Below are 18,581 nucleotides of genomic sequence, written 5' to 3'. Positions count from 1 at the left end.
GTTACATTGCGTCAACATCGGGGAGTGCCGCCAGGCGAAGGCAGCGCTCCCCGCAGTCCAAGGTCAAATCGCGAGCAGTTCGCGTGCATGCTTGCGCGTGGTGGCAGTGATTTCCAGGCCGCCCAGCATGCGCGCCACTTCTTCCACCCTGGCCTTGGCGTCGAGCATGTCGATGCGCGATGCCGTCTTGCCATTGTCCAGCGTACTTTTTGCCACCTGGAAGTGCTGATTCGCCTGGCTGGCCACTTGCGGCAAGTGGGTCACGCACAGCACTTGCCGTCCCTGGCCCAGGCGTTTCAGCAGGCGCCCCACGACTTCGGCGACGGCGCCGCCGATACCGCTGTCGACCTCGTCGAAGATCAGGGTCGGCGTGGTGGTGGCGTGCGAAGTGATGACGGAGATGGCCAGCGCGATGCGCGCCAGTTCGCCGCCGGACGCCACTTTCGCCAGCGAGCGGGGCGCAGTGCCCGCATGGCCGGCGACGAGGAATTCCACTTGTTCGAGACCGTGGGCGGCCGGTTCGCACGGGTGCAGGGCGATCTCGAAGCTGCCGCCCGTCATGCTCAGTTCCTGCATGGCGCGCGTGACGGCGTGGCCCAGTTCCAGGGCGGCGGCGCAGCGCGTGGCGGACAGGCGCTCGGCCACGGCGCGGTACTCGGCCTCGATCTTCGCTTCCTGGCGCAGCAAGCCTTCGATGTCGGAAGCGTCGGCCAGGTGCTGCAACTTTTCCGACAGCTTGGCGTGTTCCTCGGGCAATTCTTCAGGCGTGACACGGAACTTGCGGGCCGTGCTGTGCATGGCTTCCATGCGCGCGTCGAGCTGGTGCAGCCGCTCCGGGTCCAGCTCGACCCGGTCCAGGTAATTGTTCAGCGCATACACGGATTCCTGCAGCTGGATGCGCGACGATTCGATCAGGTCGACGATCGGCTGCAATTCCGCGTCGACGGAGACGAGCTTGCCCAGCTTCTGGTTCAGGGCCGACAGTTGCGACACGATCGGATGGTCTTCCGATTCAGAAATAAGGGACAGCGCTTCCTGCGCCCCTTCCAGCAGGCTGGCCGCGTGCGACAGGCGGCTGTGCTCGTTCGTAATCTCCGTCCACTCGCCGGGCTTGGCGGCCAGTTTTTCCAGTTCTCCCACTTGCCATTCCAGGCGTTCGCGCTCGTACAGCACGTTGGCGGCGTTGGTTTCGAATTCCTCGCGCTGGCGCACGAGGGCGCGCCAGCGCTTGTGCAGCGCCGCCACCTGCCGCGCATCCTGTTCCGCGCCCGCTTCGCGCGCCGTCGCCTGGCCGTCGAGCAAGGCCCGCTGCGCCTCGCTTTTCAGCAAGGACTGGTGCGCGTGCTGGCCGTGGATGTCGACCAGCATGTCGCCCAGTTCGCGCAGCTGCGCGGCCGTGGCGGGGATGCCGTTGATGTAGGCCTTCGAGCGGCCCGCGTTGTCGATCACGCGGCGCAGCAGGGCGCCGCCCTCGTCGTTGGAAAATTCGTTGGCCACCAGCCAGGCCTGCGCCACTTCACTGACGGAAAAATCGGCCGTGATGTCGGCCTTGGCCGCGCCTTCGCGCACCACGCTGGCGTCGCCGCGCCCGCCCAGCGCCAGGGTCAGCGCATCGATGAGGATGGACTTGCCGGCGCCCGTCTCGCCCGTCAGCACGCTGAAGCCGGCGGAAAATTCCAGTTCAATGGTATCGACAATGACAAAATCGCGGATGGACAGTGTATGGAGCATGGCTTCTGTGGTTAGGCGGCGCACCGCGGGTTGAGGTGGAGAAAATGTTAGCTGAGCTTGCCCTCGCCCGACGGGTACTCATTCCAGTGCAATTTTTCACGCAGGGTGTTGTAGTAGCTCCACCCTTCCGGATGCAGGAAGGTAATCGTGTGCGGCGAACGGCGGATGAGGATGCGGTCTTGCTGCACCAGGCTGGCAAAGGTCTGCATGTCGAAATTGACGCTGATATCGCGCCCGCGCACGATTTCCACGACGATCTGGCTGGAGTCGGGCAAGACGATGGGGCGGTTCGACAGCGCATGCGGGGCGATCGGCACGAGCACGATGCCGCCCAGGGTCGGGTGCAGCAAAGGCCCGCCGGCCGACAGCGAGTACGCCGTCGAGCCCGTGGGCGTGGAAATGATCAAGCCATCGGAACGCTGGTTGTACATGAAGTGGCCATCGACCTCGACGCGCAATTCGGCCATGCCGGCGCCGCCGCCGCGCGAGACGACGACATCGTTGACGGCCATGCCCACGTGAATCGACTCGCCGTCGCGCAACACGCTGCCTTCGAGCAAGGTACGGCGTTCGGCCTTGAAGCGGCCGCCGAGAATTTGCGCCAGCACGGGCAGCATGCGCTCGAGCGGAATATCGGTCATGAAGCCCAGGCGCCCTTGATTGATACCGATCAAAGGTACGTCGAATGGCGCCAGCTGGCGCGCAATGCCCAGCATGGTGCCGTCGCCGCCCATGACGATGGCGCAATCGGCGGCGGCGCCGATCTCGGCCGGCGACATGGCACGCACGCCAGGAAACGCCAGGTTCAGATGCGCGGCCGTCTCCGCCTCGAAGACCACCGTGTGGCCCAGCACCTGCAGGAAATCGACGATGCTTTTCACGGGCTCGGCAATGCCATCCGTATTCTGGCGCACAACCAGGGCGATGGTCTTGGCGCCCAGATTGAAGCGCTCGCCCGGAGCTGGCAAGGTCGCGGATGGCTGTTCGGCGCGCTGTTCGGCGGGTGTATCGACGGGCATAAGAGTCTCGGTAATGAATTCGGTGGCAAACCGCCCCCGGCTGTCGCGTCGCACGCCGGCATCGCATGATACTGTATATATGCACAGTATAGTGCGGCTGCCGTGTGCCCGCAAGGGGCGTTCTTGGTGTTGCACGCAGTGTAGCGCAGAAAAAGAATCGTCCATGCGTGCGCCAGCGCTCCCAGCACGGACAAATCCGCTTGCGGTCAGCCTGGTGCGGCGGGACACTGGTTTCACTTTACTGTCAGGAGGCCATATGCGTACCCCACCCAGCGAACGCAAGATCAATACCGATGAAAAGGTCAGCAATGACGGCGTCGACCGCCTGCCGCACGAGCGCGACGAATCGCCCGATGCGCAAGATATCCGCCCGCGCAAGATCATGCAGCAGGCCGCCAGCGACCTGGAGCAGGGTCTGGTCGACACGGACCGGCATGCCCAGCCCGGCGTGGAAAAGGTCAAGCCGGCAGCACCGCAGCAGGCCCGCCCCGACGCGCAACTGGAACCAAAGAAGGCGCGCTGAATCGCATTTTCACGCAGCGCTACTCGCACCGGTAGCGTTATGGAGTACGCCATGCACCGTTACACCTGTTCCTTCCTGCTGGCCGCTGTCTGCGGCACCTCGCTCGCCCACGCCCAGGCGCCCGCCATGCCCGTCGGTTTCGGACCGCAGCCCGCCCTGCCCGCGCCGGACAGGCAATTCATTCCCACCGTTAATGTCGCGCCCGTGCAGCGCTGGACGGCTACGCAGCGCCCCGCTGTCGCCCCCGGCCTGGCCATCCAGGCGTATGCGCGCGACCTCGACCATCCGCGCTGGCTGTACGTGCTGCCGAATGGCGATGTGCTCGTCGCGGAAACGAATGCTCCGCCGAAACCGGACGACAGCAAGGGCATCAAGGGCGCCATCATGCAGATGCAAATGAAAAAGGCGGGCGCGGCCACGCCAAGCGCCAACCGCATCACCCTGCTGCGCGGCATCGATGCGAATGGCGTGGCGCAGACGCGCAGCGTCTTCCTGCAAGGACTGCACTCGCCGTTCGGCATGGCCCTGGTCGGCAACGAGCTGTACGTCGCCAATGCCGACGCCTTGATGCGCTTTCCTTACGTCGCCGGGCAAACGGCCATCACGGCGCCGGGTGTCAAGGTGCTGGATTTGCCGGGCGGCACAATCAATCACCACTGGACCAAGAACGTCATCGCCAGCGCCGACGGCAAGTTTCTCTATGTTTCCGTCGGTTCCAACAGCAATGTGGGCGAGAACGGCATGACGGCCGAGGATGGCCGCGCCGCCATCTGGCAAGTCACGCGCGCGACGGGCAAGGCACGCGTGTATGCGACGGGTTTGCGCAATCCGAATGGCATGGCCTGGCAGCCGCACAGCGGGGCTCTCTGGACGGCGGTCAATGAACGCGACGAGCTGGGCAACGACCTGGTGCCCGACTACATGACGTCCGTCAAGGACGGCGCCTTCTATGGCTGGCCCTACAGTTATTTCGGCCAGCACGTCGATGCGCGGGTCAAGCCGCCACGCCCCGACCTCGTGGCTACCGCCATCGCACCCGACTACGCGCTGGGCGCGCACACGGCTTCGCTGGGTCTGGCGTTTTATGACGGCACCTTGCTGCCCGAACGCTACCGGGGCGGCGCCTTCGTCGGCCAGCATGGCTCGTGGAACCGCAAACCTTTCAGCGGCTATCAAGTCATTCATGTGCCCTTCGCGAATGGCGAGCCCAGCGGCCCGCCGCAAGATGTCGTCAGCGGCTTCCTCGACGAGAATGGCAAGGCGCAGGGGCGCCCCGTCGGCGTGGCCGTCGACAAGGCGGGCGCGCTGCTGGTGGCGGACGACGTGGGCAATGTCATCTGGCGCGTGACACCGGCCCGTTGAACCCCATCTGCCACAGTGTGACGCAACGAACGGAAGGGCAAGGGTGGGGCGCGCATGATGGACGCTCGAACCACGCAAGGAGTACATCATGAAAAAAACAGGATCAGCCGTCTGGAGTGGCGGCCTTAAAGATGGCAAAGGGTTTATTTCCACCCAAAGCGGCGCGCTCGACAATGTGGCCTATGGCTTCAACACACGCTTCGAAGACGGTCCCGGCAGCAATCCGGAAGAATTGATCGGCGCCGCCCATGCCGCCTGCTTCACGATGGCCCTGTCCGGCCAGTTGGGCGAGGCGGGCTTGCGCGCCACGGCCCTGAAAACCACGGCCGACGTCAGCCTGGAAAAAATCGATGGCAGCTATGCCATCACGGCCGTGCACCTGACCCTCGTGGCCACCATCCCCGGCGCCACCGATGAAGCATTCCAGGACGCGGCCCTGCGCGCCAAGCTCGGCTGCCCAGTGTCCAAGTTGCTGGCCACGGAAATCACCTTGGACGCCCATCTGGAGTAATGTCGGCATGCCGTCCGCTGCCGTCCCATCACCGGACGGCAGGGGCGGTCTCGGCACGAAAGCCGCAAAGCGCATAAAATCCTGCCATTCCCCCATCATCATCAAGGATACACGATGCGTATTTTGCACACCATGTTACGGGTCGGCGACCTGCAGCGCTCCATCGATTTTTACACCAAGGTCCTGGGCATGAAATTGCTGCGCACCAGCGACAACCCGGAGTACCAGTACACGCTGGCCTTCGTCGGCTACGGCGCGAATCCCGACCACGCGGAACTGGAACTGACGTATAACTATGGCACCACCAGCTACGAGCTGGGCACGGCCTATGGCCACATCGCCATCTCGGCCGACGATATCGTCGCCGCCTGCGACGCGGCACGGGCGAATGGCGGCAACGTCACGCGCGAACCGGGCCCCGTGAAAGGTGGCAACACCGTCATCGCCTTCATCACCGACCCGGATGGCTACAAGATCGAACTGATCGAACGCCAGTTCGACGGCCAGGGCGGCGGCTTGTAATACCTCAGCCTGGCTCGGCGGCCTGTGCAATGGCCGCGCGCAGCCAGGAGATGCCCGCATCGCCCTCCGTGCGGCGGTGCCGTATCACTTCAAACGCAAATGGCGCGATGGCAAACGGCGCCGCGTACAGCGCCAGCCCTTGCGCCGCGCTTGCCTGCAAGGCGCGCCGCGCCACCGTCAGGATCAAGTCCGTCCCCTTCACGACCTCCGGTGCGACCGTCCAGTACGGCACACGCACGGCGATGCGACGCGTCCGGCCCAGCTGGGCCAGCGCTGCGTCGACTTCGGCCGCCATGCCGCCTTCGCTGGACGCCACCAGTACATGGGGGCGCGCCAGATAGGTGTCCAGACTCAAGGTTTCGCCGTCTGCCAGGCTGGCCGGATCAAACGCGCACACGAACGTTTCCTCGAATAAGGTTTCTCTATGTAACTGCTCGGGCAGTTGCGGGAACACGCCCAGCGCCAGGTCGATCTCGCCATCCTGCACGCCGGCGATCACGGCCGGGCGGCTGGCATAGCTGACGGCCAGGTCGATGCCGGGCGCTTCCACGCGCAAACGCCGCAGCAAAGCGGGCAAGAGCAAGGCCGCGCCGTAATCCGACATGGCCAGGCGAAACACGCGCTGCGCCGTGGCCGCCTCAAAGACGGCGCCGCCCAGCACGGAGCGCACGCTTTGCAGGGCTTCGGCCAGCGGCCGCGCCAATGCCAGCGCGCGCGCCGTGGGCTGGAAGCCACCCTTGCCGCGCAGCAGCAGCGGATCGTCGAGCAGATGGCGCAGGCGCGCCAGCGCATGGCTGACGGCTGGCTGGCTCATGTGCAGGCGCTGCGCCGCGCGCGACAAATGGCGCTCACTGAGCAGCGCTTCGAGGATCACCAGCAAGTTCAAATCGACGGCGCGCAGATTATTCATTTCATGCATAGCTGGATGACAAACTACGAATTGGATTTAATCATGACAGCATAATACGATGATCCCATCAACTCAACTGTGGGAGTCACACATGCATGGATGGATCACCCTATTTGCCCCGCTGGCCATGCTGGCCGGCGCCGTCGTTCCCTTCCAGGCGGGCGCGAATGCCGCGCTGGGCCGCAACCTGGGCCACCCGCTGTGGGCCACGCTTGCCTCGCTGGCCGTCAGCGCCGTGCTGGCGTCGTTCGTAATGCTGGTCTGGCGGGTGCCGGCGCCCGATGTCCACCTCGCCATGCGGGGACCTGGCTGGTCCTGGCTGGGCGGGGCGGCCGGCGTGTTTTACATTACGGCCGCGCTGATGCTGGCGCCGCGCATGGGGTCCGGTCCCTTCATGGCGGCCGTCATCGGCGGACAAATGCTGGCCGCGCTGGCCATCGACCGCTACGGCTTGCTGGGCTTTGCCGTCAAGCATATTTCTCCGCTGCACTGGGCCGGCGCGGGCTTGGTGGTGGCGGGTGTGATCCTGACGCAAGTGGCCAACAGCCGCGCCGTGTGACAACACGTCAAGACGAAAAAAAACCAGCGCCGTCGCCGGTGCTGGTTTTCATTCAAGGCAAGACCGCGCTTACTTGTCGAGCAAGGCGTTGACGGGCATCAAGTCCGTTTCCTTCAGGGTGCCGGCCGCCGCCTTCAGGCGCAAGCCATTCATGATGGTGTCGTAACGGGCTTTCGACAGGTCTTTTTGCGTCGAGAACAATTGTTTCTGCGCATTCAAGACGTCGATATTGATGCGCACGCCCACTTGATAGCCGAGCTGGTTCGACTCCAGCGCCGATTTGCTCGACACTTCCGCCGCTTCCAGCGCCTTGACTTGCGCCAGGCCGCTATTGACGCCCAGGAAAGCCTGGCGCGCGCCTTGCGACGCCGCGCGGCGTGCCGTTTCCAGGTCGTTGCGGGCCTTGTTTTCCAGCGCGATCGATTCGCGCACCTTGCTGGTGACGGCAAAGCCGCTGAAGATCGGGATGCTCCACTGCACGCCGATGGCATTGTTGTTGACGCCGCCTGCGCCGCCCGTCGTGTAAGTGTGGCCCGTGTTGGCGATCAGGTCCAGGGTCGGGTAGTGGCCGGCGCGGTTGCGGCCGATGTCGCGCTTGGCCGATTCCACGTTGAACTGGGCCGTGACGACGCCATAGTTCTGCTCTTCCGCCGAACTCACCCACGGTTCGACGGCAGCCGGTTCCGGCGCGCTGATGACCACGCCCGTGCGCATCGGCGCCAAGCTTGTTGGCGCTTCGCCGATAATGGTTTGCAAGGCGCTGCGCTTGTTGGCCAGGTCATTGATGGCGGCAAATTCCTGCGCCACCACCAGGTCGTAGGCCGCTTGCGCTTCGTGCGTGTCGGTGATCGTTTGCGTGCCGACTTCGAAGTTGCGCTTGGCCGATGCCAGCTGCTCCGTCGTCGCGACTTTTTGCGCCTGCGTGGCGCCCAGGTTGTCCTGCGCGCTGAGCACGTCGAAATACGCCTGCGCCACGCGGGTGATCAGGTCTTGCTGCACCTGTGCAAATTGCGCTTCGGCAATCGCCTGCGCCAGCTTGCTTTGCTGATAGGTTTCCCAGCGATCCCAACGGAACAGCGGCTGCGCCAGGGTCAGGTTGTAGGTATTCGTGTGCACGTTAACGGTCGGCATGGTGATCTTATTGCCTTGACTCAATACGATCGGTTCCTGATTGCCACGCGTATTGCTGCCCGACGCGGAGATTTGCGGCAGCAAGCCTGCCAGTCCCTGCGGAACCCGCTCCATCCCCGCCGACAAGGCCGCGCGCGCGCTGGCGTACTGCGCGTCATTGGCCAGCGCCTGCTGGTACACCTGGATGAGATCGGCCGCCTGCGCTTGCAGCGAGTATGTCATCGAGACAAAGGCGCTGGTCATCAGCACGGCGATAAGGGGTTTCCGCATTGCATTTCTCCGTTGGAGTCGTCAAAAGTTGATGGAATCAAAAATCTGCTACCGCTTGCCTTGCGCCCGCCGGGTAAGCGGGGTACAGGCCTCCGCAGGCATGCAGGAAAACATGCCTGGGTGCATCTACTGCAAAATAACTTAGTATTTAGGCATTGCGCTGTCGACTTGCAGCGCCCAGGCATGCACGCCGCCCGTCAAATTACTGATCTTGCCAAAACCATTGCGCTCCAGGAAGGCCGCCACTTGCATGCTGCGCATGCCGTGATGGCAGATGCAGACGATCTCGGCATCTTCATCGAGGTCATCGATGCGCGCAGGAATCGAGTTCATCTGCATCAAGGTGGCGCCATCGAGGTGGCACAGGTCGAACTCCCACTGTTCCCGCACGTCCAGCAAGAACGGGTGCGGGCGGGACGGGTCAGCCAGCCAAGCGGCCAGCTGCGGTGCACTCAAATGCTCCATCGACTCGGTCGCCTCAGAACTGGAAATGCGACGGTGCCACGGCTTGCAGCGGCGTGACATTGGTTTCAAACAGCTTGCGCGTGTCGTAAGCCTTGTCCGAGCTGCGCGTGATCAGGTGCGCCGACATGATCGGCGCTTCGCCGATGATGGCCAGGATGCGGCCGCCGACTTTGACTTGTTGCAACAGTGCTTCCGGCAACACGGCCAGGGCGCCGGACACGACGATCACGTCGTACGGTGCGCCCTTGCTCCAACCCTGGGCGCCGTCGCCCAGTTCCACGGTGACGTTCGTCACGCCGTTGGCGGCCAGGGTCTGCTCGGCCAAAGTTTTCAATTGGGGAACGATTTCAACGGTCGTCACATGACGTGCCTTGTGCGCCAGCAAAGCGGCCATGTAGCCGCTGCCGGTGCCGATTTCCAGCACATTTTCATGCTTCTTGACGGCTACGTCTTGCAAAATGCGCGCTTCCAGCTTCGGCGTGAACATGCATTCGCCGCCGCCCAGTGGAATTTCGGTATCGACGAAGGCCAGGTTTTTATAGGCGGCCGGCACGAAATCTTCACGCTTGACCACGTTCAACAGCTCCAATACGTCGATATCCAGTACGTCCCATGGACGGATCTGCTGTTCGATCATATTGAAGCGGGCTTGTTCGATATTCATCTTTGGACTCGGTAAGTGAAGTAATAATCCGCCATTTTATCGTTGAACTGGCTGAAAGCACATGTTAACCATAAAGGCGGGGAATGGAGGAAATTTGCGACGATCTGCAGATTTGAGGGGGCGAACCTTGGAAAAGGGGTAACTGAACGGTAGAGACAAGCTCTGCATATCAAGGTTTCCCGGGCGCCTCCACCTGCAGGCTGCGCAAGCTCATGTCGATAAAGGCATCCATGTAGGCGAGCGGATCGATATTCTTGACCTCGCATGGCAGGAAGGAGTGCGTCCACATCATCAGCATGGTGACGGGCGCGCTGAGGATGGTGCTGACCAGCACGGGATCGACCTGGCGGAATTCGCCGCGCAGCATGCCACGTTCCAACAGGGTGACGACCAGCGCATTGCCGCGCGCGACCACCTCTTCGTTGTAAAACTGCGCCAGTTCCGGGAAATTGTTCGCTTCGGCCAGCATCAGCTTGGTCAAACCGGCCAGCTTGGTGGCGCCGAACTCTTCCCACCACTGCATCATCACCTTGCGCAACAACTCCGCGCTGCTGCTGTCCGAGGCGGCCATGCTGTCCTCGGCCTCGCCGATCGAGTGCACGATATTGTCGCGCACCACGGCCTTGAACAGCTCTTGCTTGTTCTCGAAGTACAGGTACAGGGTGCCTTTCGACACGCCGGCCCGCTTGGCCACATCCTCCAGGCGCGTCGACGCGAAGCCCCGTTCGACAAACAGGTCGAGGGCGGCGGCGAGCAGTTCCTGCGGGCGGGCATCCTTGCGCCGCTCCCAGCGGGGCTTGGTATCAATCGGGGCTTGCATGTATCTTTCCAAGTAACTTACTTTTGAGTCATTAATGGTAGACCGGTCTGCGATCAAGGTCAAGCACTGGCCACGCGCGCAACGCGGGGCACCGCGCGGCACGCCGAACACGGGTATTCACGGGTATTGTACGCTCCGTGCCGGCGTTGGCGACACCTCCCCTGGCGCCGGCCCCGTGGCGCCGGGTGAAGCAGAATGCGTTTCACCCCCCGTTTTGCGCAGTTCGTCGCATTTCCAATCAGCAAGCATGCCGGATTTGTTACCTTGTCATCGACAGCACGGCAGCCGCGGCGCGGCAGCCGGCTTTTTTTCTTGTCCTGAACTACAACCACCATAAAGGAACACCATGCGTATCTTGCTGGCCCTGTGCTGTGCCGTTGCCCTCGGCGGTTGCGCCATCGTCATCAACCCCAACGATGGCGAAGTACGCTACGCCGACTCGGGCGGCAATGCCATCCAGGGCAACGAACAAATAAGCCGCGACGTGCGCCAGGTCAGCAACATCAATGCGCTCGACATCGACAGCATGAAGCGCATCGATATCAAGATCGATGTGCGCGTCGGGCCGGCGACCTCGCTGGTGATCGAAGCGGACAGCAACCTGCAGCCGCGCATCCATAGCGAAGTGAGCGGCAACACCCTGCGCATCTGGAACGATACGAACATTCGCAGCAGCAATGGCATCCACGTCATCTATACGACGCCGCAATTGAAGAAGATCAACATTTCCGGCTCGGGCCGCCTGGTGGTCAACGGCCTCAATGGTGACGATTTCAGCCTGGAGCAGCGCGGCTCGATGAAGAGTGAACTGTCGGGCACAGTCGGACGCTTCGACGTGGCCAACAATGGCTCGGGCAGCGTCAACGCGGCGGCCCTCGCCAGCGGCAACACGGACGCCGTGCAGAACGGCTCGGGCAGCATCCAGGTGGGCAGCGTGCGCGGCGAACGCATCAACGTGGCCGTCAATGGCTCGGGCAGCATCAGCGCCAGCGGCGCCGTGCAGCGCCTCGACGCCAAAGTGAATGGCTCGGGCGATGTCAACCTGGCGGCGCTGAGCAGCGACGTTGCCTATCTGGCGAGCAACGGTTCCGGCGACATCGACGTCACCGTCCAGAATGAAGTCAACGCCCGCGCCAGCGGTTCCGGCCGCATCACCGTGCATGGCGATCCGGCCCGCCGCACCCTGTCGGGCAAGCGCGTCAGCATCGTGCGCTGAACGCGCCCTGGCGACGCACGGGAGCCGGCTTGCTATACTGTCGGCTCCTCACCCGCCCGCCTGAACTCCCATGTCACCATCCGCCACCCTGGCATGCCGCCCATCCTGTGGCGCCTGCTGCACCGCACCGTCCATCACCAGCCCGATTCCTGGGATGCCGGATGGCAAACCTGCGGGCGTGCGCTGCGTGCAGCTGGCCGACGACAACCGTTGCAAGATCTTTGGCCAGCCCGAGCGGCCCGCGTTTTGCGGCGGCTTGCAGCCATCCGAGGACATGTGCGGCGACAACCGCGAACATGCGGTGCGCTGGCTGAACCAGTTGGAACTGGCCACGGCACCAGAGCACTGATACGCGCACCGGTCGCCATCGCTTACGCTTTCACGTCCCGCTGACCTGCATACGCGGCAAAAATGAATGGCTTTGCCGCATCCAGTTCCGCGAGCGTGCTGATGCTGATCTCCAGGTTACCCGTGCCCCAATGCCCGATCGCGGTCACGTCGCGCGATTTTGGCAGGACGTGCAATACGGGGGCCGGGTCGATGTGCAAGTACAGCACGAGGCAGTTCTTCTTGTGTATCACCACTGTCGCAAAGTTCTTCAGCCGCTTGAACGCCAGGTACAAGCGGAGCTCCTTACGTTCAACATCATCCCCCAGCGACATCGTGTAATCCTCCAGCGAGGCCAACAACTGACGCATGGGCTCCGAAAGACCTGCCAGCACTTCCACGAATGCCTTGTCTGGTCCCGTCGGCTTGTTCGCGCCCCCATCGGCGGGTACAACTACCATTGCTTCCAACCTGGCTGGTGCCGACGTCTGACGCTTGGCGGGGCCTTTCCTTGTTGCGGGATCCATGCCGGTGCTTGCGGACTCAAGAAGAAGTAAATCCTCCGCAAATCGGCGATAGCGGATCAGTTCGATCGTCCGGCCTATCTGCTGAACGGCATGACTATCGAACTTGGTAAAGTCAGCCGCAATGCAAATCACCCGCGGCGCACTCCAATCGATGGCCTCCGATGCCAGCTTGCCCAACTTGTCGAGAACCAGCAGCTTAAAGTCGGCCTGATGGTCCATCAACCAGTCCAGATAGTACAAGCCTTGATTGATGACATTTTCACCAACGGACCGTTTGTACTCAAGGATGACCGGGCAATTGTTCTCATCCAATCCAAGCGAATCGATGCGGCCGGCATGCGTCTTGCCGGTCGAATACTCGCTCGCCAGGAAACGGATACTCAGCAAAGTATCGAGATTTGCCTCGATCAAGGTCTGCAATGGTTTTTCCAGGTCCGATGCGCTGCCTTGCAATTCCTGGGCTTGGCCATGGGCCAACTTGAAAAGTTTAATGTCACTCATCCGTCTATTTCCCTCATTCCTCGGCCAGCAAACACCAAGGTGCATCAAGATATCGGCGATGAGCATAAACGTAAATTTATCTTTTTTGCAAATTCATTTGCAACAGGGATACGGTAGGCAGTCCCTGACCGCGTCGATCCTGAGCACGATGCCGACCTCAGGTAAACGTTGACGGATTTTGCACGTTTGCGTATATTTATGCACATTCCTGCACGTTTATAAGTTCAACATGTCCGCTACCCTGCTCCTCAAACAACGCCACGCGCTGATCCAGCAACAATTGCACGCCGATGGCAGGGTGCTGGCGCTGGACCTGGCGCGCCAGCTCGACGTGTCCGAAGATACGATACGGCGCGACCTGCGCGAGATGGCGGCGGCCGGCCTGTGCCAGCGCGTGTATGGCGGCGCCCTGCCGCTGGCCCCGGACGGCGGCACCTTGACGCAGCGCAAACAGGAAGCGCCGGAACGCAAGGCGCGCCTGGCGCAGGCCGCCGTGTCACTCGTACGCGCTGGCCAGGTGCTGTTTCTCGATGCGGGCTCGACCAATCTGGCCATCGCCAGCGCCCTGCCAGAGTTAGCGCTCACTATCATCACCAATGCCCCCGCGATCGCCATGGCGCTGATGGAGCGCCCGGAAATCGAGCTGATCATGGCCGGTGGCAGGGTCGACCGGCGCGCCGGCGCCAGCCTGGGCCCGCAGGCCTTGCGCACGGTCGAGCGCATGCATCCCGACCTGTGCTTCCTGGGCGCCTGCGGCGCCGATGCGGACGCGGGCGTGACGGCGTTCAACTACGACGAGGCCGAGTTCAAGCGCAGCATCGCCGGCGCCAGCAAGGCCGTGGTCGTGGCCGTTACCAGCGACAAGCTGGGCACGGCCGCGCCCTTCGGCGTGCTGGCCACGGGCTTGCTGCAGCACCTGGTGCTGGAAGCCGATGCCGATGCGGCCCACGTGGCCGCCTTTGAACGGCTGGGCGTGCAAGTGCTGCGCGCCCACGCCTGATGTTATCCACCCCCACCTTTGAAAAGTTTCCCCATGCATCTCACCGGCACCCTGCAACAACGCGCCACGCGCCTGGTCTTCTTCGCCGCCGGCCTCGGCATGGCCGCCTGGGCACCCTTGGTTCCCTACGCCAAGTCGCGCCTGGGCCTCGATGAAGCCACCCTCGGCATTTTGCTGCTGTGCCTGGGCGCCGGTTCGCTGTGCGCGATGCCGTTTACGGGCATGCTCACGGCACGCTTCGGCTGCCGCAAGGTCATCGTCGGCGCCGGCCTGCTGCTGACAGCCGTGCTGCCCGGCCTGGCGCTGGCGGCCACGCCGCTACAGCTGGGCCTGGTGCTGCTGGTGTTCGGCGCGGCCATGGGCACGTTTGACGTGGCCATCAACATCCAGGCCGTGATCATCGAAAAGGCCAACGGCGGCGCCATGATGTCGGGCTTTCATGCGCTGTTCAGCGTGGGCGGCTTTGCCGGCGCGGCTTGCATGGCTTTGCTGCTGTGGCTGGGCCTGACGCCGGCCTGGTCCTGCGTGGTCGTGATGCTGCTGCTGTGCGGCGTGCTGGGCGCCGCCCAAGGCCATCTGTTGCCGACCGCGTCCGCCTCCGGCGAAAAGACGCCGCTGTTCGTCATGCCGCATGGCGCCGTCATTTTCATCGGCCTGTTGTGCTTTATCGTTTTCCTGGCCGAGGGCGCCATCCTCGACTGGAGCGCCCTGTTCCTCACCACCACGCGCGGCGTGGCAGAAGCCAAGGGCGGCCTCGGCTACGCCGCCTTCGCCATCGCCATGACGGTGGGCCGCTTCACGGGTGACAAGGTGGTCAGCCGCTTTGGCGGCAAGCGTGTGCTTACCTTCGGCGGCTTGTGTGCGGCGGCAGGCTTCTTCCTGGCCGTGCTGGCGCCGCACGCCAGCCTGGCCATGGCCGGCTTCGTGCTGATCGGCCTGGGCGCGGCGAACATCGTGCCCATCCTGTTCACGGCGGCCGGCCAGCAACACGCCATGCCGGCCAGCCTGGCGGTGGCGGCCATCACCACCATCGGCTACGCGGGCATCCTGGCCGGCCCGGCCGTGATCGGCTTCGTCGCCCACGCCACCAGCCTGAATATCGCCTTCGCCCTGCTGGGCGCCGCCCTGCTGCTGGTGGCGGCCAGCGCGCGCCTGGTGGCGCCGGCAAAACAAGTATCCTGATCCCTCCTCCTGCCTGGCGGACGGCGCTAAAAAAGCGCCGCCCAACTGCGCCCAAATAAGGTCCGCGGGCCTGCGGCATGGTAAGCTTCGACCCCGCGCACATTGCTGGCGCCACGCGGTCACCCCATCCTGTCACTTATACCCGTACTTATACCCTTTTATACATCTATGGATCTCATTCTTGCGCTAAAAGCCATCATCATGGGGCTGGTCGAAGGTTTTACCGAATTTTTGCCGATTTCGTCCACGGGGCACTTAATCCTGGCCGGCAGCCTGCTCGACTTTACCAAGGATGTCTCGAAAGAAATCATGGGGGTATTTGAAATCGCCATCCAGGCGGGCGCCATTCTGGCCGTGTGCTGGGAATACCGCCAGCGCATCGGCGGCGTGCTGTCCACCTTCGGCACCGAGGTCACATCGCGCAAGTTCGTGCTGAACGTGGCCATCGCCTTCCTGCCACTGGCCATCATCGGCCTGGCCATCGGCAAGATGATCAAGCATGCGCTGTTCAAGCCAGTACCGGTCGCCATGGCCTTCATCATCGGCGGCATCATCATCTTGCTGGTGGAGCGCCGCGCGCGCACCAACCCGGTCACCGTGCGCGTCAACTCGGTCGATGAAATGACGCCGTTCGACGCCCTGAAGGTGGGCTGCGCGCAGGCGTTCGCGCTGATTCCCGGCACCAGCCGTTCCGGCTCGACCATCATCGGCGGCATGCTGCTGGGTCTGTCGCGCAAGACGGCCACCGAATTCTCGTTCTTCCTGGCCATCCCGACCTTGTTCGCGGCCACCCTCTACTCGCTGTACAAAGCGCGCGACATCCTGTCGGCCACCGACGTGCCCCTGTTCGGCCTGGGCACCGTGGCCGCCTTCATTTCCGCCTTCCTGTGCGTGCGCTGGCTGCTGCGCTACATCAGCTCGCACGACTTCACGTTTTTTGCCTGGTACCGCATTGTGTTCGGCTTGCTGGTCCTGGCAAGCGCCCACTACGGCTGGGTTGTTTGGGCAGAATAAGGCACTATGAATCAAGATCTTAACCAGCGCGCGCTGCACCTGCTGCAAACCGTTTTCGGCTACCCGGCCTTCCGCGGCCAGCAAGCCGATATCGTCGATCACGTCAGCCATGGCGGCGACGCGCTGGTGCTGATGCCCACGGGCGGCGGCAAGTCGCTGTGCTACCAGATTCCCGCGCTGCTGCGCGACGGCGTCGGCGTCGTCGTCTCGCCGCTGATCGCGCTGATGCAGGACCAGGTGGACGCGCTGGAGGAAGTCGGCGTACGCGCCGCCTTCCTCAATTCCACGCAAACCTACGAAGAAGCAAGCCGCATCGAGCGCCTGGTGCGCACGGGCGGCATCGACGTCGTCTACGTGGCGCCAGAACGCCTGATGACGCAGCGCTGCCTGGACCTGTTCCAGGCCTCGAAAATTTCCCTGTTCGCCATCGACGAGGCGCACTGCGTGGCCCAGTGGGGCCATGACTTCCGCCCCGAATACATCAAGCTGTCGGTGCTGCACGAGCAGTTCCCGGATGTGCCGCGCATCGCCCTGACAGCCACCGCCGACCCGCAGACGCGCGCCGAAATCGCGCTGCGTTTGCAGCTGGAAGACGCGCGCCAGTTCGTCTCGTCGTTCGACCGGCCGAACATCCGCTACCAGATCGTGGAAAAGGCGAATGGCCGCAAGCAGCTGCTCGACTTCATCAACACGGAACACGCGGGCGACTGCGGCATCGTCTACTGCCTGTCGCGTAAAAAAGTCGAGGAGACGGCGGAATTTCTGAACCAGAGCGGCATCCGCGCCCTACCGTATCACGCCGGCATGGAGTATGCCAAGCGCAGCGCCAACCAGGCGCGCTTCCTGCGCGAAGAAAACATCGTCATGGTCGCCACCATCGCCTTCGGCATGGGCATCGACAAGCCCGACGTGCGCTTCGTGGCGCATCTGGATCTGCCGAAAAGCATCGAGGGCTATTACCAGGAAACGGGGCGCGCGGGCCGCGACGGCATGGCCGCCAACGCCTGGATGGCGTACGGCTTGCAGGACGTGGTGCTGCAGCGGCGCATGATCGACGAATCGGAAGCGGACGACACGTTCAAGCGCGTGCTGGGCGTGAAACTCGACGCCATGCTGGGCCTGTGCGAAACGCTCAGCTGCCGCCGCATGCGATTGCTCGAATACTTCGGCGAACCGGCTTCGCCGTGCGGCAATTGCGATACCTGTCTGGTGCCGCCCGTGTCGTTCGACGGCACGGTGCCCGTGCAAAAACTGCTGTCGGCCATCTACCGCGTCGACCAGCGCTTCGCCGGCGGCCACGTGATCGATGTGCTGCGCGGCGTGGAATCGGAACGCATCAAGACCTGGCACCACGATTCGCTGTCCGTGTTCGGCATCGGCTCGGACCTGGGCGAAGCGGAATGGAAAGCCATCCTGCGCCAGGCCATCGCGCTGGGCCTCGTCTCGGTCGACCATGAACAATACAGCTCGCTGAAACTGACGGACGCTTCGCGCCCCGTGCTCAAGGGCGGCCAGAAGGTGCAGCTGCGCCAGTACCAGAAACCGGTGAAAACCAGCAAGCGCAGCACCAGCGTGGCAAAGGGCTATGTCGAGACGGATCTGTCCACCAGCGAACAGGCGATCTTCGACAAGCTGCGCTGGTGGCGCGTGGAGACGGCGCGCACGCACAATGTGCCCGCCTACGTCATTTTCGTCGACGCCACCCTGCGCGAAATCGCCAAGGCCAAGCCCACCTCGCTGGAGCAGATGCGCGGCGTGAGCGGCGTGGGCGAGAAAAAACTGGCCTCGTACGGCGACGAAATCGTCGCCATGATCCTGGAGATGATTTGATGGAAGATTTGATGGAAGCACTCTCGTCCGACCTGATCTATCAGGCCGTGAAAATTCTCGGCGCCCAGCCCGACGCCGAAGACGCGGTGGAAGCGCAAGTACGGTTACTGGTGCAGGACGATCTCACCGTGCGCCGCCTGGCCGACGTGGTGCCGGAGGCCTTCGGCCTGGTGCTGGCGTCGCACCTGCCCGGCGCCGAAAACATGACCCTGCCCGATACCTTCCGCGCGCAGGACGAGGATGGCGAGTGGGTGGAGTTTCCCTTGCGCCGCGAGCCGATCTTTGTCGTCGCCGCGAATATCGCCCAGCACACCTTCCACAACGGCCCGCGCGCGCTGATACAAAACCTGGCCAGCCGCAGCTCCTTGCTGTCGGCCATCAACAAAGCCTTGAACGCGGGCGGATCGCTCGATGGCACGACCCTGGGTCCGCCCTCCTTCTTCGGCCTGCCGGCATCGCTGTACCAGCCGGCGGCATCATCCGCTACGCCCTGAGCA

Annotated in this window: 20 protein-coding genes; 12 read left to right on the top strand and 8 right to left on the bottom strand. The window is 63.3% G+C overall.

Annotation, left to right across the window (positions count from 1 at the left end; genetic code table 11):
* Positions 1-63: 63 nt before the first annotated feature.
* Both recN and GCN78_RS05145 read right to left on the bottom strand, forming a co-directional pair.
* On the bottom strand, positions 64-1,731 hold the full coding sequence (gene recN, locus GCN78_RS05150; RefSeq protein ID WP_152250731.1) for a DNA repair protein RecN: 1,668 nt from the start codon (positions 1,729-1,731) through the stop codon (positions 64-66).
* 47 nt (positions 1,732-1,778) lie between these two features.
* Positions 1,779-2,750: an NAD kinase gene (locus GCN78_RS05145; RefSeq protein WP_226939476.1), complete on the bottom strand. Its 972-nt coding sequence runs from the start codon at positions 2,748-2,750 to the stop codon at positions 1,779-1,781.
* Positions 2,751-3,006: 256 nt separating this feature from the next.
* Between GCN78_RS05145 and GCN78_RS05140 the strand changes: the two genes are divergently transcribed.
* The 4 genes from GCN78_RS05140 to gloA all read left to right on the top strand — a co-directional run bounded on the left by GCN78_RS05140 (position 3,007) and on the right by gloA (position 5,668).
* A complete protein-coding gene (locus tag GCN78_RS05140; RefSeq protein WP_152250730.1) occupies positions 3,007-3,273 on the top strand; it encodes a hypothetical protein in 267 nt (88 codons plus the stop codon).
* A 51-nt stretch (positions 3,274-3,324) separates the two neighbouring features.
* Positions 3,325-4,635 (top strand): PQQ-dependent sugar dehydrogenase, encoded by a 1,311-nt coding sequence (locus GCN78_RS05135; RefSeq protein WP_152250729.1) that lies wholly within the window; start codon positions 3,325-3,327, stop codon positions 4,633-4,635.
* Positions 4,636-4,723: 88 nt separating this feature from the next.
* On the top strand, positions 4,724-5,146 hold the full coding sequence (locus GCN78_RS05130; RefSeq protein ID WP_035828320.1) for an OsmC family protein: 423 nt from the start codon (positions 4,724-4,726) through the stop codon (positions 5,144-5,146).
* A gap of 114 nt (positions 5,147-5,260) precedes the next feature.
* Positions 5,261-5,668 carry a lactoylglutathione lyase gene (gene gloA / locus GCN78_RS05125; RefSeq protein WP_152250728.1) on the top strand — a complete coding sequence of 136 codons (408 nt, stop codon included), beginning with the start codon at positions 5,261-5,263 and terminating at the stop codon, positions 5,666-5,668.
* Positions 5,669-5,672: 4 nt separating this feature from the next.
* Here the strand turns inward: gloA and GCN78_RS05120 are convergent, their stop codons facing one another.
* On the bottom strand, positions 5,673-6,578 hold the full coding sequence (locus GCN78_RS05120; protein WP_152250727.1) for a LysR substrate-binding domain-containing protein: 906 nt from the start codon (positions 6,576-6,578) through the stop codon (positions 5,673-5,675).
* 91 nt (positions 6,579-6,669) lie between these two features.
* On the opposite strand from GCN78_RS05120, the gene GCN78_RS05115 reads away from it, so the two are divergent.
* Positions 6,670-7,137, top strand: coding sequence for a DMT family transporter (locus GCN78_RS05115; RefSeq protein WP_152250726.1), 468 nt, complete (start codon positions 6,670-6,672; stop codon positions 7,135-7,137).
* 69 nt (positions 7,138-7,206) lie between these two features.
* Here the strand turns inward: GCN78_RS05115 and GCN78_RS05110 are convergent, their stop codons facing one another.
* The 4 genes from GCN78_RS05110 to GCN78_RS05095 all read right to left on the bottom strand — a co-directional run bounded on the left by GCN78_RS05110 (position 7,207) and on the right by GCN78_RS05095 (position 10,487).
* On the bottom strand, positions 7,207-8,538 hold the full coding sequence (locus GCN78_RS05110; RefSeq protein ID WP_152250725.1) for a TolC family outer membrane protein: 1,332 nt from the start codon (positions 8,536-8,538) through the stop codon (positions 7,207-7,209).
* A gap of 141 nt (positions 8,539-8,679) precedes the next feature.
* Entirely contained in the window at positions 8,680-9,003 is a 324-nt protein-coding gene (locus tag GCN78_RS05105) for a rhodanese-like domain-containing protein (protein ID WP_152250724.1), read from the bottom strand.
* Between the two features lie 13 nt (positions 9,004-9,016).
* Positions 9,017-9,667, bottom strand: coding sequence for a protein-L-isoaspartate O-methyltransferase family protein (locus GCN78_RS05100; protein WP_152250723.1), 651 nt, complete (start codon positions 9,665-9,667; stop codon positions 9,017-9,019).
* A gap of 169 nt (positions 9,668-9,836) precedes the next feature.
* Positions 9,837-10,487 carry a TetR/AcrR family transcriptional regulator gene (locus tag GCN78_RS05095; protein WP_152250722.1) on the bottom strand — a complete coding sequence of 217 codons (651 nt, stop codon included), beginning with the start codon at positions 10,485-10,487 and terminating at the stop codon, positions 9,837-9,839.
* 346 nt (positions 10,488-10,833) lie between these two features.
* Between GCN78_RS05095 and GCN78_RS05090 the strand changes: the two genes are divergently transcribed.
* Entirely contained in the window at positions 10,834-11,703 is an 870-nt protein-coding gene (locus GCN78_RS05090) for a head GIN domain-containing protein (RefSeq protein ID WP_152250721.1), read from the top strand.
* A 70-nt stretch (positions 11,704-11,773) separates the two neighbouring features.
* The gene (locus GCN78_RS05085; RefSeq protein WP_152250720.1) at positions 11,774-12,052 is read left to right on the top strand and encodes a YkgJ family cysteine cluster protein; all 279 of its coding nucleotides are present in this window, start codon (positions 11,774-11,776) and stop codon (positions 12,050-12,052) included.
* A 22-nt stretch (positions 12,053-12,074) separates the two neighbouring features.
* Here GCN78_RS05085 and GCN78_RS05080 read toward each other — a convergent pair whose 3' ends face one another.
* Positions 12,075-13,058, bottom strand: a complete 984-nt coding sequence (locus GCN78_RS05080; protein WP_152250719.1) for a DUF5655 domain-containing protein — start codon at positions 13,056-13,058, stop codon at positions 12,075-12,077.
* 229 nt (positions 13,059-13,287) lie between these two features.
* Between GCN78_RS05080 and GCN78_RS05075 the strand changes: the two genes are divergently transcribed.
* The 5 genes from GCN78_RS05075 to GCN78_RS05055 all read left to right on the top strand — a co-directional run bounded on the left by GCN78_RS05075 (position 13,288) and on the right by GCN78_RS05055 (position 18,578).
* Positions 13,288-14,058 carry a DeoR/GlpR family DNA-binding transcription regulator gene (locus GCN78_RS05075; RefSeq protein WP_152250718.1) on the top strand — a complete coding sequence of 257 codons (771 nt, stop codon included), beginning with the start codon at positions 13,288-13,290 and terminating at the stop codon, positions 14,056-14,058.
* Positions 14,059-14,091: 33 nt separating this feature from the next.
* Positions 14,092-15,240 (top strand): MFS transporter, encoded by a 1,149-nt coding sequence (locus GCN78_RS05070; RefSeq protein WP_152250717.1) that lies wholly within the window; start codon positions 14,092-14,094, stop codon positions 15,238-15,240.
* A gap of 168 nt (positions 15,241-15,408) precedes the next feature.
* Positions 15,409-16,254, top strand: coding sequence for an undecaprenyl-diphosphate phosphatase (locus GCN78_RS05065; protein ID WP_152250716.1), 846 nt, complete (start codon positions 15,409-15,411; stop codon positions 16,252-16,254).
* A gap of 6 nt (positions 16,255-16,260) precedes the next feature.
* Positions 16,261-18,084 carry a DNA helicase RecQ gene (recQ, locus tag GCN78_RS05060; RefSeq protein ID WP_092607355.1) on the top strand — a complete coding sequence of 608 codons (1,824 nt, stop codon included), beginning with the start codon at positions 16,261-16,263 and terminating at the stop codon, positions 18,082-18,084.
* Complete coding sequence (locus tag GCN78_RS05055; RefSeq protein WP_152250715.1) at positions 18,084-18,578, top strand: hypothetical protein; 495 nt, start codon at positions 18,084-18,086, stop codon at positions 18,576-18,578. The genes recQ and GCN78_RS05055 overlap by 1 nt, the downstream gene beginning before the upstream one ends.
* Positions 18,579-18,581: the final 3 nt, after the last annotated feature.

The organism is Janthinobacterium rivuli, assembly GCF_009208735.1.
In the GTDB taxonomy this organism is placed as follows: Bacteria; Pseudomonadota; Gammaproteobacteria; order Burkholderiales; family Burkholderiaceae_D; genus Janthinobacterium.
Note: the sequence above shows the minus strand (reverse complement) of the source record. Positions and strands in the feature narration are given on the sequence as shown.

Bases quoted from the DNA above. Each gene is read 5' to 3' on its own strand.
- recN (WP_152250731.1), bottom strand. From the start codon at position 1,731: ATGCTCCATACACTGTCCATCCGCGATTTTGTCATTGTCGATACCATT.
- GCN78_RS05145 (WP_226939476.1), bottom strand. From the start codon at position 2,750: ATGCCCGTCGATACACCCGCCGAACAGCGCGCCGAACAGCCATCCGCG.
- GCN78_RS05140 (WP_152250730.1), top strand. From the start codon at position 3,007: ATGCGTACCCCACCCAGCGAACGCAAGATCAATACCGATGAAAAGGTC.
- GCN78_RS05135 (WP_152250729.1), top strand. From the start codon at position 3,325: ATGCACCGTTACACCTGTTCCTTCCTGCTGGCCGCTGTCTGCGGCACC.
- GCN78_RS05130 (WP_035828320.1), top strand. From the start codon at position 4,724: ATGAAAAAAACAGGATCAGCCGTCTGGAGTGGCGGCCTTAAAGATGGC.
- gloA (WP_152250728.1), top strand. From the start codon at position 5,261: ATGCGTATTTTGCACACCATGTTACGGGTCGGCGACCTGCAGCGCTCC.
- GCN78_RS05120 (WP_152250727.1), bottom strand. From the start codon at position 6,578: ATGAATAATCTGCGCGCCGTCGATTTGAACTTGCTGGTGATCCTCGAA.
- GCN78_RS05115 (WP_152250726.1), top strand. From the start codon at position 6,670: ATGCATGGATGGATCACCCTATTTGCCCCGCTGGCCATGCTGGCCGGC.
- GCN78_RS05110 (WP_152250725.1), bottom strand. From the start codon at position 8,538: ATGCGGAAACCCCTTATCGCCGTGCTGATGACCAGCGCCTTTGTCTCG.
- GCN78_RS05105 (WP_152250724.1), bottom strand. From the start codon at position 9,003: ATGGAGCATTTGAGTGCACCGCAGCTGGCCGCTTGGCTGGCTGACCCG.
- GCN78_RS05100 (WP_152250723.1), bottom strand. From the start codon at position 9,667: ATGAATATCGAACAAGCCCGCTTCAATATGATCGAACAGCAGATCCGT.
- GCN78_RS05095 (WP_152250722.1), bottom strand. From the start codon at position 10,487: ATGCAAGCCCCGATTGATACCAAGCCCCGCTGGGAGCGGCGCAAGGAT.
- GCN78_RS05090 (WP_152250721.1), top strand. From the start codon at position 10,834: ATGCGTATCTTGCTGGCCCTGTGCTGTGCCGTTGCCCTCGGCGGTTGC.
- GCN78_RS05085 (WP_152250720.1), top strand. From the start codon at position 11,774: ATGTCACCATCCGCCACCCTGGCATGCCGCCCATCCTGTGGCGCCTGC.
- GCN78_RS05080 (WP_152250719.1), bottom strand. From the start codon at position 13,058: ATGAGTGACATTAAACTTTTCAAGTTGGCCCATGGCCAAGCCCAGGAA.
- GCN78_RS05075 (WP_152250718.1), top strand. From the start codon at position 13,288: ATGTCCGCTACCCTGCTCCTCAAACAACGCCACGCGCTGATCCAGCAA.
- GCN78_RS05070 (WP_152250717.1), top strand. From the start codon at position 14,092: ATGCATCTCACCGGCACCCTGCAACAACGCGCCACGCGCCTGGTCTTC.
- GCN78_RS05065 (WP_152250716.1), top strand. From the start codon at position 15,409: ATGGATCTCATTCTTGCGCTAAAAGCCATCATCATGGGGCTGGTCGAA.
- recQ (WP_092607355.1), top strand. From the start codon at position 16,261: ATGAATCAAGATCTTAACCAGCGCGCGCTGCACCTGCTGCAAACCGTT.
- GCN78_RS05055 (WP_152250715.1), top strand. From the start codon at position 18,084: ATGGAAGATTTGATGGAAGCACTCTCGTCCGACCTGATCTATCAGGCC.